This window comes from Spirosoma taeanense, from assembly GCF_013127955.1.
Classification (GTDB): Bacteria; Bacteroidota; Bacteroidia; order Cytophagales; family Spirosomataceae; genus Spirosoma; species Spirosoma taeanense.
Genome location: NZ_CP053435.1, coordinates 5,417,581 through 5,430,000, shown reverse-complemented (window position 1 = coordinate 5,430,000; position 12,420 = coordinate 5,417,581). Strand labels below are relative to the sequence as shown.

At 50.6% G+C, this 12,420-nt stretch carries 8 protein-coding genes and 2 rRNA genes (1 of these 10 only partly in view); 5 read left to right on the top strand and 5 right to left on the bottom strand.

The genetic code is table 11. The features are described 5' to 3' along the window. Nucleotides 1-1,738, top strand: a 23S ribosomal RNA gene (locus tag HNV11_RS22555); it begins 1,102 nt to the left of the window's first position. A 124-nt stretch (nt 1,739-1,862) separates the two neighbouring features. Further along, nucleotides 1,863-1,974 (top strand): 5S ribosomal RNA (gene rrf / locus HNV11_RS22550). A 127-nt stretch (nt 1,975-2,101) separates the two neighbouring features. On the opposite strand, the gene HNV11_RS22545 is transcribed toward rrf, so the two are convergent. Continuing rightward, nucleotides 2,102-2,575 carry a hypothetical protein gene (locus tag HNV11_RS22545; RefSeq protein WP_171741814.1) on the bottom strand — a complete coding sequence of 158 codons (474 nt, stop codon included), beginning with the start codon at nt 2,573-2,575 and terminating at the stop codon, nt 2,102-2,104. 309 nt (nt 2,576-2,884) lie between these two features. Here HNV11_RS22545 and HNV11_RS22540 point away from each other — a divergent pair, with 309 nt between their 5' ends. The 3 genes from HNV11_RS22540 (at nt 2,885) to HNV11_RS22530 (ending at nt 7,674) form a co-directional block, all read left to right on the top strand. Continuing rightward, nucleotides 2,885-3,190, top strand: coding sequence for a S41 family peptidase (locus tag HNV11_RS22540; protein WP_240163648.1), 306 nt, complete (start codon nt 2,885-2,887; stop codon nt 3,188-3,190). A gap of 115 nt (nt 3,191-3,305) precedes the next feature. Further along, nucleotides 3,306-4,115, top strand: a complete 810-nt coding sequence (locus tag HNV11_RS22535) for a PepSY-like domain-containing protein (protein WP_171741813.1) — start codon at nt 3,306-3,308, stop codon at nt 4,113-4,115. Nucleotides 4,116-5,307: 1,192 nt separating this feature from the next. After that, complete coding sequence (locus tag HNV11_RS22530) at nt 5,308-7,674, top strand: gliding motility-associated C-terminal domain-containing protein (protein WP_171741812.1); 2,367 nt, start codon at nt 5,308-5,310, stop codon at nt 7,672-7,674. Nucleotides 7,675-7,747: 73 nt separating this feature from the next. On the opposite strand, the gene HNV11_RS22525 is transcribed toward HNV11_RS22530, so the two are convergent. The 4 genes from HNV11_RS22525 to leuD form a co-directional block, all read right to left on the bottom strand. Beyond that, entirely contained in the window at nt 7,748-8,887 is a 1,140-nt protein-coding gene (locus HNV11_RS22525; RefSeq protein ID WP_171741811.1) for a 2-isopropylmalate synthase, read from the bottom strand. 228 nt (nt 8,888-9,115) lie between these two features. Continuing rightward, on the bottom strand, nt 9,116-10,195 hold the full coding sequence (leuB, locus tag HNV11_RS22520; RefSeq protein WP_171741810.1) for a 3-isopropylmalate dehydrogenase: 1,080 nt from the start codon (nt 10,193-10,195) through the stop codon (nt 9,116-9,118). Nucleotide 10,196: 1 nt separating this feature from the next. After that, the gene (locus tag HNV11_RS22515) at nt 10,197-11,717 is read right to left on the bottom strand and encodes an alpha-isopropylmalate synthase regulatory domain-containing protein (protein WP_171741809.1); all 1,521 of its coding nucleotides are present in this window, start codon (nt 11,715-11,717) and stop codon (nt 10,197-10,199) included. Nucleotides 11,718-11,802: 85 nt separating this feature from the next. After that, a complete protein-coding gene (gene leuD, locus HNV11_RS22510) occupies nt 11,803-12,399 on the bottom strand; it encodes a 3-isopropylmalate dehydratase small subunit (RefSeq protein WP_171742285.1) in 597 nt (198 codons plus the stop codon). Nucleotides 12,400-12,420 lie beyond the last annotated feature (21 nt).

Sequence of the window (12,420 nt, the reverse complement as noted above, 5' to 3'; positions counted from 1 at the left end):
GGAAGCAGCTATTCCTTTAAAGAGTGCGTAACAGCTCACTGGTCGAGCGGGGCGGGCGTCGATAATAAACGGGCATCAAGCACAGCACCGAAGCGATGGACATACACTTAGAGTGTATTGTGGTAGGAGAGCATTCTATAGGGGGTGAAGGTCAGGCGTGAGCCGAGCTGGACCGTATAGAAAAGCAAATGTAGGCATAAGTAACGAGAATGAGGATGAGAACTCCTCACACCGAAAGGCTAAGGTTTCCTCCGCGATGGCAGTCATCGGAGGGTTAGTCGGGGTCTAAGGGGCAGCCGAAGGGTGGGTCCTGAGGGGGAAGCGGTTAATATTCCGCTACTATCCATGCAGGCTGGATGATGACGGAGTGCCGGGGGTTCTACGTCCGGACGGAAGTGGGCGTTGAGGGGAGGCTTCGGCCGAACCGAAGGACTGAAGGGGCTTCCAAGAAAAGTCAGTCAGCGTTAAGCGTATGGATACCCGTACCGCAAACCGACACAGGTAGCTGGGCAGAATATGCTAAGGTGCGCGAAAGAATCATGGTTAAGGAACTCGGCAAGATGACCCTGTAACTTCGGGAGAAGGGGGGCCTAGCCAGTAATGGAAGGCTGCAGAGCAAAGGCCCAGGCGACTGTTTACCAAAAACACAGGACTCTGCAAAAATGAAAGTTGACGCATAGGGTCTGACACCTGCCCGGTGCTGGAAGGTTAAGGGGGGAGCTTAGGGGGTAACTCCGAAGGTTTGAACTGAAGCCCCAGTAAACGGCGGCCGTAACTATAACGGTCCTAAGGTAGCGAAATTCCTTGTCGGGTAAGTTCCGACCTGCACGAATGGTGTAACGATCTGGGCACTGTCTCAACCATGAGTTCGGTGAAATTGTAGTAGCGGTGAAGATGCCGCTTACCCGCCACGGGACGGAAAGACCCCGTGCACCTTTACTACAGCTTAACATGGGTAGCTGGTCAGGCATGTGTAGGATAGGCGGGAGGACGTGAAGCGGTGTCGCCAGGCATCGTGGATCCGCCCTTGAAATACCGCCCTTGGCTGACCGGCTGCCTAACCCGGAAGGGGACAGTGTTTGGTGGGTAGTTTGACTGGGGTGGTCACCTCCGAAAGGGTAACGGAGGTTTCCCAAGGTTGGCTCATGCCGGACGGTAATCGGCAGGGGAGTGCAATAGCAGAAGCCAGCTTGACAGTGAGGCAAACAGGCCGATCTGGGACGAAAGTCGGGTATAGTGATCCGGTGGTTCCGCATGGAAGGGCCATCGCTCAAAGGATAAAAGGTACGCCGGGGATAACAGGCTGATCTCCCCCAAGAGCTCACATCGACGGGGAGGTTTGGCACCTCGATGTCGGCTCGTCACATCCTGGGGCTGGAGAAGGTTCCAAGGGTTCGGCTGTTCGCCGATTAAAGTGGCACGCGAGCTGGGTTCAGAACGTCGTGAGACAGTTCGGTCCCTATCTGTGGTGGGCGTTGGATGACTGAGGGGGTCTGTCCTTAGTACGAGAGGACCGGGATGGACATACCGCTGGCGGATCGGTTGTTTGGCCGCAGGCACGGCCGAGTAGCTACGTATGGTTAAGATAAGCGCTGAAGGCATCTAAGTGCGAAACTGGCCCCGAGATGAGTCATCCGGTATAAAGGGTTGTGCGAGACGAGCACGTGGATAGGCGGCAGGTGTAGGCGCTGAGAGGTGTTGAGCTGAGCCGTACTAATGAGCCCGGACGCGAGTTAGTGATTAAGTCTTTGTGGTAGTTGATTGGTTGGGCTGGCTGGTTGGCGCATCAAGGTTTCTCTCTGTGGGGCAAAAGATAAGGATATAAGCTGGGCCCGTTTGGGTTTGGCTGGAGGTCACAACAGGTTGGTGCTGGTAAGGCGGGTGGACACCTCTTTCCATTCCGAACAGAGCCGTTAAGCCCCGTACTGCCGATGGTACTGCTGTCACAAGCGGGAGAGTAGGAAGGTGCCACCTGGTGCATTGAGGGCGAAGGCCGCTGGATCCCCTGTTGGGGCGCTCAGCGGCCTTTCGCCGTTTACGGGGGCAAGCCTCCACGGCTGCGCCCAACAAAAACACCCCTGCATTCACAGAAGCGTTTTTGTTAATTAGCAAAAACAAGTTGGGTTGCTGGCTGTAAATCCGAAAGCTGTATCTTATCGAGTAGCTGCTCCTCTAATAAATTTGCCCAGGCATGCATATATGCCACAACATCATCGCGGACATTGTGTTTAAGAAACCGTTTCTCAAGGGGAAATTGAAGTAGAACCAGCCGATCATCGAGCTTTTCGAGGTGCTTTAGATCTTCAAGCGTCAAACCCGCATTAAGCATTTCGTTAATGACTAGATCAATCGGCATTTGGCTCGTTGAACAGTAGTCTTTAACCTGCTCATTCCAGTCGCCATAGCGTTGCATAGCATAGCGATGAATCTGGTCTTTACTCAGCTTTGTCAACTCCTGAGCCAGATTGCCGCAGTTGCACCCGCCCATATGACCCCACTGGTAGGGTGCCCCATTCGTTAACTTTTGAGCTGTCCGGCGTAGAGCATCAATCAATTCGGGGGTTGGTCGTGCCATACCTGTTTCAATTTTTGGTTAATAATTAGCTGGAAAACGTTGGGTTTAGGCCTTTTGTTCGTCTTACTTTTAACGATGGTTTTAACGAATCTGATCTTTATATCTCCTTAGATGGTACGGTATATGCGCTTAAAACAATCTCCGGAACTACTTTCTGCGGGGATTACCTGATTTCTGTTGAACTGTCTTATAGGCTGAAACGAATTGATTTTGATCGGTGAAACAGGGAATGATTTATGAACGATCCAGAATAGGTTTCGGTAGATGGAGGAAGCCTTAAGAGCGTTCAGCCAGTCGCTTGGGTAAGTTATGACGACGGATTATACGGCTTTAGCGAGCGGGTTGATTATCAATAGTCTGCGCCCGTATATGACCGTAACCACGATTGGCACAACCACCTATGGCCAAAACGTCAGTTCGATTACCATCACCGACGATAGCGAACAGGTTCGATGGGAGATGCAGCTGATTGTGTTTAAATCCTACAACAGCGCCGAGCAGTCAGACTATTCGACCGGCTTTACGCCGAATATAGAGGTTGAAGAGCCGCTCAATCTGCTGCTATTAGGCGATACGCAGGAGGCTCTGCTGAACACGGTCAAAAGCGGAGCCTAACCGCTACCGCTGAGTTGTTCACCCAAAATTTAGGGGTTTTGCCACAAAGTTGAAGTTGCCTGCAACAGTCGCTGCCGGGTGGACGTAATGGCAAGAAAAACCAACGGTAAAACCTATGAAAAAAATTATTTTGGCCGCTATGTTCGCCCTGGCTGGGGTTGGCCTGTGGAGCTGTAACCAGAACGGAGGAGTTGCACCCGACACGATAGCATCAGCTGATGGCGCGCGGATTTCATCAGATACTACCGGCTTTTTTTGCCGAGATAGCCTGACAAGAATTGCGTTGACGGCGCTGCCAGCGACCGTAACGAGTTACATCACCACGAACTATGCCGGCGCAACGCTCAGCTATGCAGCAAAAGACGATGCTGGCAATTTTTTGGTCGCTATCACGCAAAATAGCACGCGCAAGGCATTGCTTTTCAACGCCGATGGAACGTTTAATAAGGAACTGGCCCTGCGCGGGGGCGGCAAAGGTCACGGCGGCCCTGGTGGTGGGCGTGATCGGGATAGCCTCGCGAAAGTGGCTGTTGCCAGCTTGCCGGCAGCCATTACGTCGTACATCACGACTAACTTTAGTAGCGCGACCATTACCGCAGCCGCCAATGACCCCAATCGGGGCTATCTGGTTATGATCACGCTGAACGGCCAGCGCCGGACGCTTCTGTTTAATACCGATGGCTCATTCAATCAGGAGATTGTTCGGGGTGTGAAAGGCAATTACACAGCTATCGAAACCAGCGCGCTGCCAGCAGCCGTAACATCGTACATTACTACGAACTACGCAGGGGGGGCGATCAAAGCCGCCGGTAAGAGCAGCACGGGGCAGTACAAAGTAATTGTGCAGTCGAGCAGCGGTCAGCTTATTGAGCTAATGTTTGCCGCCGATGGTACGTTTGTGCAGATGAGAAAACGCGGTCGGTAAAGTCAATTCATGAATCGAGCTCCTTTGTTACCTGTCTGCTTCTCCTGCGGGCCGGGTGACAAAGGAGCTTTTTTGTGTGTAGACCGAGCATGTGCGGGTCTGGGTGGGGCAGGCTGCGGCATAAAAGTATAGTAGGTCGTGTATTATTCGTAGGCACAATTTAGCACCTGGCTACAGAACCGTGAGTTCATGCAACAGATCAGATGATACGTATCGGCTGTATTTGAAAGTAAGTTCAGGGTTTAAGCAGGTAAAAGCCACCTGATAGAAGTCCTGTTAAAAGCTCTTAAAATCAGTAGTCTTTAAGTTAATCAATGCGCGAGTTATACGTTACTCCCTAGAACCATGAAACAGCGGTTAAACTAAATCCGTTGGAAGATTATACATACACACGCACAAGCCGAACGGCCCTGCTCTAGCAATGCACCTCAACTAACGCTGGGAGCCTTACTTTCGCAATCGGATGATGACTTTTACGGACGGTTGCAGCGCACCTGGATCAACGTAATGCAGTTGGAAGACAGTAGAGCAATGGCCGTGCCCGAACAGGATACTTTAATCGGCGCGTATCAATTTAATTGAAACTGAACCGCAGCTGACATGCTACCCGAACGATTTAGTGTCTGTTACGGTAATTTAACGGGTGCTGTGTTCAGGCAACACGCTAAAAGAGGGCTCGGTACAGGTCCTTTTTCATTTTGCGCTGATTGGAGTCTATTGGTAGGCAGATCGACACATGTTGCTCCTTGATCGACTCTCTCAATAGAATGACAGAATACTGCAACAGATAGACTGATCCGGGCGTATTGGCTAACAATTACTCCCGTAATTGCACCCCTTGAAACACAGCTGTTTACTTCGTTTAATGATATGGTTATGGGGCGGGTGAGCCAGCCTAACGTAGTTGATCCGGTCGAGAAATAAATTTGAGGTATCATTTAGTAACCCGACTCATTTTAAACCTTTTGTATCTGGCGATGTATTTTATCGGATTGGAACCGGCATCGATCAGAAACGCTGCAAGGCAGGCGTAACGGTGCAACTGACCAAAGCGCTGAATCTGGATTTGTCCGCCTTCACCAAGCGCCGGTTAATAGTGGCGAAGCCAGCGGACTTATTCTGGGGGGCGACGTATAAATTGAAAGTAAATAAACGAAAATGGTAATGAGCTATTGGTAAAACCTCTTCCTGTATGTGCCGGTTGATTGGGTGGTTGAGTAAGACGCTTCTGGCGTTCAGTATATCATATACGGCTTTTGCAACGCATCAGGTCGGCGGCCATCTGGAGATGCGTGCCATTGGTACCGTGCCGGGCCGTTACCGGATTATTGTGACGAACTATCTGGAAAGCGGTCCTCGTGCCGACAGCCAGACGGGTGGAGCACTCGGTATTTTCCGCAAACGCGACAATGCCCAGATGATGACATTTGGCGTCGCCGAAACGGGGCAGCGGCAACCCATCATTTACGCCAATGAGGTTTGTGCTGAACAGCGTAATCTAAGATTTATTGTCGCCACGTTCGAGGCCGAGATTCAACTGGACCCGGCTCGCTACGACGATCCCCTGGGGTACTATATTTCCTATCAGACCCGTAACCGCAACGGGGGAATCGATAATATCCTTAATCCGCTTCAGACGGGTTTTACGTTCTATCTGGAATTTCCGGCCCTGCAGCAGGGCGGTCAACTGGTTCTGAACTCATCGCCCCGGTTTGGGACGATCAATGGTGAGTACGTCTGCATCGGCGAACCGTTTACGTTCCCTTTTGGCGGAACCGACCCCGACGACGATGAACTGCGGTATTCAATGATTACGCCACTCGATCAGACAGGAACGGGGCGGAATATGGTACTACCCGGACCTTACCCAAACGTAACCTGGGTGTCGGGCTACGGCGCCAGCAACGCAATTCCGGGCAGCCCAACGCTTAGCGTGAACCCACAGACAGGGCAGCTATCGGTTACAGCTACAGAACTTGGCCTGTTTGTTTTTGCCGTAAAGGTTGAGGAGTTTCGTAGTGGCATTAAGATAGGAGAGGTACGGCGCGATTTTCAATTATTGGTCATCGACTGTCCGCCAACTACTACGCCTGACCCGACTATCCGTTTACAGGCGCGTCCGGTTGGTATCACAGAGGCTACGCTCTGCCAGGGCGATTCGGCAGTGGTGCTGGCAACGGTTAATCCGAACTGGAATTATCAATGGCGCCGGGATGGCGTTAATCTGGCGAATGCAACGCATCCAACGCTAACCGTGGGTCAGTCCGGTGAGTATACCGTAGTCGTTTCGCTAAAATCTACCTGTAGTAAAACGGCCTACTCAAAACCTATAAAAATTAACGTGGTTAGCCTGGATGGAGGTCTTAAAACGACCGGTCACTTGTGCGCAACTACGGGCTCGGTAACCATTCGGGCAGCGAGCGACCCCGGCGTTACGTATCAGTGGTACCGGGACGGGCGATTGATGGCAAACCAGCGACTGGATTCTCTGGTGATAACGCAGGCTGGCCGCTACCAGGCGGTAATGACTCATGCAACGCTGGGGTGTATATATCGTTCACAACCCTTAACAATCGCCCGTTCGCCGGTTGTACAGGCGAGTATTCAATCCGCTACCGGCTTCAACCGGCTCTGTCCGCAGGATTCGCTGGCAATGGAAGGTAAAGGGGGCCTCCAATACATCTGGCAGCTTGACGGGCAGGTCATTGCCGGGGCTACCAGTACTACCTACCGGGCCAAAACCGTCGGTTCTTACATTGTGACGGCGATCGATGCCGACGGCTGCCGGGGTGTTTCAACCCCATTTGTCGTAGTGGCTATTCCGCCCGTAACGGTTAGCTTTGATTCCATTCCGGGCGTTTGTGGTCCAAATGCCCCTGTGTTAACGTTGAAAGGGAGTCCGCCGGGGGGTGAGTTTGCCGGGATAGGCGTAGCGGAAACAGAGTTCAGTCCTGAACGTGCTGGCGTAGGTAATCATAAGCTGACGTATACCGTAAAAGCCGCACCCGAATGTGCCGGGACGGTCGCCAGCCGGATGGCCATTGTAGCACCCATACCCACCGTTGATCTACCCGATACAATCACGACATATAAAGGCAATACATTCGCCCTGACGCCCGGCCTGACCGGAGCTCCCATTCAGTTCGCCTGGTCACCACCACATTATCTGGATGATCCTGCACAGGGTTCGCCCAACGTAGTGAATATTCAGGACGATATTACCTACGCACTTACCGCTACCAATGCGACCGGCTGCAAAGCCCGGGATTCGGTTTACATCCGGATCGTGGAACGCTTATGGGTACCGGACGCCTTCACACCCAACGGCGACGGGCTGAACGATGTCTGGCAATTGATTGGGATTGAAGCCTTTCCTAACGCTATTGTGACCATTTTCAATCGCTGGGGCGAAGTGGTTTTTTTATCCGATGTAGGGTACCACAACCCATTTACCGGTACGATGCACGGAACAGATTTGCCATCGGGCCTGTATGCATACACGCTACGGACAATCCCCGGCAAACCGCCCATCCGGGGCAGCCTGATGCTGCTCAGATAAGGTTTACGCCATCGAAAAGCGGCCAATGCAAACACCTGCATTGGCCGCTTGGCTATGTATAGCTGGTCAAAGATTAGCGGACTAATTCCATCAGGTCTTTATCATTTACTTCTTTCCGAACGTCGGCCATGTCGAGGAAACGGGTATAGATTCCATCGAGCGTGGGTTTGTCGTACCGGAAGCCAAGCAGTTCGAGCCGGTGTTTCAGGGCGTGACGACCGCTGCGGGCCGTTAGAACGATAGATGATTTAGGAACTCCTACATCCTGCGGATTCATGATCTCATAGTTTTCCGAATGTTTCAGAAAACCATCCTGATGGATGCCCGATGAGTGAGCGAACGCGTTACGGCCAACGATCGCTTTGTTAGCCTGCACCGGCATCCGCATCATCTGCGATACCAGATTACTGACCGGAAACAGCCGGGTTGTATCGATGTTGGTATGGAACCCCAACTCCTTGCGGACTTTCAGCGCCATTACCACCTCTTCGAGCGAGGTGTTGCCAGCCCGCTCGCCAATACCATTCATGGTTACCTCTACCTGGCGAGCACCATTCATTACGCCCGCCAGCGTATTGGCTGTTGCCAGACCCAGATCGTTATGGCAGTGAATAGAGATAGTGGCCTTATGAACGTTTGATACGTGTTCGTAGATATAGGCAATCTTCCGGCCGTACTCGTCAGGCAGGCAATAGCCAGTCGTATCCGGAATATTAACGACCGTAGCCCCCGCGTTAATGACGGCTTCGGTAAGCTGCGCCAGAAAGGCCAGATCAGCCCGTCCGGCATCTTCAGCGTAAAACTCAACGTCTTCAACATAGGTCCGGGCGTGTTTTATGGCTCCAACAGCCTGTTCAAGAATCTTCTCGCGAGTACTGCTGAACTTGTTGCGAATATGAATATCCGACGAACCAATGCCCGTATGAATACGACCACGCTTGGCTAGTTTGAGGGCTTCACCTGCGGCATCAATATCACCTTTTACGGCCCGGCTCAGGGCACAGATCGTTGGTTCGGTAACCGCTTTTGAAATCTCGACAACCGAGCGGAAATCGCCAGGGCTCGATATGGGGAAACCAGCTTCGATGATGTCAACGCCCATTCGTTCCAGTTCTTTAGCCACAACGATTTTTTCCTCAGTGGTCAACTGGCAGCCCGGCACCTGTTCGCCGTCGCGCAAAGTAGTGTCGAAAATATAGACTCGTTGGCTCATAATACTGGTTTAACACAAGTAGTTACTGACAATTAAAAAAAAAGCCCTTTCAAAAGGAGAAAGGGCTTACTAATTAGGCACATCCTCCCTACGTTTAAAAAACGGCTAGTTTTAGAAGTCGGTTGGCCGAAATATTGTTCATTATATGTCTGCGAAATTTCGCTAGGTGCGTAAATACACTGCAAAAGTATCAATTCTAAAAAATTTTGCAAGTGTACAGGCAAAAATTTAATTGGATAATTGCTCCAGAATTTTCTGTCCAATTGCTTCTGTACCAAGCAGTAATTCTGAGGGTGTTGTTGTATCGGCTATATCGCGCGTCCGATAACCTGCTTTCAGAACGCCATCGATGGCATTTACCACTGCTTCAGCCTCGGCTTTTAAGCCAAACGAAATATCAAGCATTAAAGCTACTGACAACACTGACGCCATAGGATTTGCTACGCCTTTACCCGTAATATCGTGCGCTGATCCGTGAATAGGCTCATAAACACCGGTGTTATCACCAACTGAAGCAGAAGCAAGCATACCCATTGAACCCGCTATCTGACTAGCTTCATCGGTCAGGATATCCCCAAACAGATTTCCAGTAACTACGACATCGAAACGCTTTGGATCTTTAATAAGCAACATAGCGGCCGCATCAATAAACTGATGTTCGACCGTAACGTCAGGATATTCTGGGGCAAGCGCCTGAACTACTTCACGCCACAGACGGCTGCTTTCCAATACATTCGCTTTATCAACGGAACACAATCTTTTGCTGCGAGTACGTGCCGCTTCGAATGCTTTACGGGTAATACGCTCTACTTCATATTTGCTATAGATCATCGTGTCGTAAGCCGTATTGCCTTCGTCAATCCGTTCTCTTTTGCCAAAGTACACGTCTCCGGTTAACTCCCGGAAGAACAGAATATCGGCTCCACGTAAAATCTCCGGTTTGATACTAGATGCACCAAGTAGTTCGTCAAAGAGTTTGATAGGCCGCAGGTTAGCGTATAAACCCAGCTCTTTTCGCATCTTGAGGAGCCCTTGTTCAGGACGTACTTTAGCCGATGGATCGTTATCGTATTTGGGATGACCTACTGCACCGAACAAAACGGCGTCGGCAGCACGCATTTTAGTTAACGTTTCGTCGGGCAGGGGAGAGCCGGAAGCTTCAATGGCAACGTGGCCAATGAGGGCTTCGTCGTATGTGAACTCATGCCCAAATTTTTGAGCGATTACTTCCAGAACTTGCTTACCAACGGTGGTTACTTCTGCCCCAATACCATCGCCGGGGACAACGAGAATGTGTTTTTTTGCCATTTTAATCGAGTGTGTTCAGCATTTTTTGGGTTGCCTTGATAGCCGAAACCGTTTGGTCAGAGTCGAGGCCCCGCGTTTTAAATTCACGATTCTTATGTTTCCAGGTGATAATAGTCTCGCAAAGAGCGTCAGTACGACCGCCTGTTGGAATACGTACCGCATAGTCCGTTAGCTCGGGCAGCGTGAGTTTCATCCGGGCATAAATCTTTTTGAGAGCGTTCATAAACGCATCGTACTGACCATCGCCTTGTGCATTCTCCTCAAATTGCTCTTCGGCAATGCGCATTCGCAGTGTTGCCGATGGCTTGAGGTCCTTGGAGTGTGTCAATACATAATTGAGTATCTCTACCCGTGAGGCAATAGCATTGGTATTTAACACGTCGGAGATAACGTAGGGCAGATCTTCGCGCGTGACGACCTCTTTTTGATCCCCAAGTTCAATGACTCGCTGCGTTACTTTCTTGAGGTCAGCGTCTGATAATTGGATACCGAGTTCCCGAAGGTTATTCTCAATATTAGCTTTACCTGACGTTTTGCCTAAGGCGTAGCTACGTTTACGGCCAAAGCGCTCCGGGAGGAGGGTGTTAAAATAGAGGTTGTTCTTCTTGTCGCCATCGGCGTGGATACCCGCTGTTTGGGTAAATACATTGTCGCCTACAACAGGTTTGTTATCAGGAATACGAAGCCCCGAAAAGGTCTCCACTATTTTACTAACCTGATAAAGAGATTTCTCAACGACGCCCATTTTTACGTCCGGCATGAAGTCCCGCAGTACGGCTATGGCACTCGCCATGGGCGCGTTGCCTGCCCGTTCGCCAAGGCCATTGACCGTCAGGTGTACGCCATGTGCGCCTGCCCGGATAGCTTCCATAACGTTAGCGATGCTCAGATCGTAATCATTATGAGCGTGGAAGTCAAAATGAAGCGTCGGATAACGGCTTACTAACTGCTGAACAAACCTGTAAGCTTCAGATGGGATAAGTATGCCTAACGTATCGGGCAAAAGCACCCGCTTAATGGGCTGCGTTTGAAGGAAATCTAGGTACTGGAAGATATACTCAGGCGAGTTGCGCATGCCGTTGCTCCAGTCTTCGAGATAGACGTTAACCTGTATCTCCTGCTTCCCGGCTTGGCAAATGACTTGCTGGATATCGGCAAAATGCTCCTGAGGTGTTTTCTTAAGCTGATGGGTTAAGTGATTAAGAGAGCCTTTCGTAAGAAGATTCATAACCTTCGCTCCTGATGCCAGCATCCAGTCCAGTGACGCCTGCCCATCAACGAATGTCAATACCTCAACCTTATCCAGTAAACCAACTTTGGCTGCCCATTGGGTGATTTGCTGAACAGCTTCTAACTCACCAGCCGATACCCGGGCTGAAGCTACTTCGACGCGGTCTACTTTAACTTCAGTAAGCAGTAGTTGGGCCAGGGCAAGCTTTTCTGACGCTGAAAACGACACTCCGCTGGTCTGTTCGCCATCGCGGAGCGTCGTATCCATAATTTCAATATAGCGACGTGCCATAAATTAAAGAGTGAATGAATGAAAGAGTGAACGAGCGAAAGATGATGTGGCAATCCACTCTTTCGTTCGTTCACTCTTTCACTCTTTAAAATGGTCGCGTTTCAGCGAAGGCCGCGATTTCGTTCTTCATCGACAGGAGATAGTCGATATCGTCGTAACCATTGGTTAGGTTGTGCTTTTTGTAGCCGTTAATATCAAATGTTTCGCTTTCTCCGGTTACCAGAAGAGTAATCGTTTGCTTGGGCAAGTTTACTTCCAGTTCGGTTTTAGGATCGGCGTCAATGGCCGCAAATATTTTCTCTAAAAACTCCGGGCTAACCTGCACCGGAAGAATACCGATGTTCAAGGAGTTATTTCGGAAAATGTCGGCGAAGAAGCTCGACACTACGCAACGGAATCCATAATCATAGATGGCCCAGGCTGCGTGTTCGCGGCTTGATCCGCTGCCGAAGTTTTTGCCGCCTACGAGAATTTTGCCCGAGTAAGTAGGGTTGTTCAGCACAAAATCAGCTTTGGGCGTATCGTCGTTATTGTAACGCCAGTCGCGGAAGAGGTTATCGCCGAATCCTTTGCGCTCGGTCGCTTTCAGAAAACGGGCGGGAATAATCTGGTCAGTGTCTACGTTTTCGATTGGCATCGGAACGGCACTGCTGCGGAGTATAGTGAATTTGTCGTAAGCCATGATTTTAGGGTTGTTCATTGT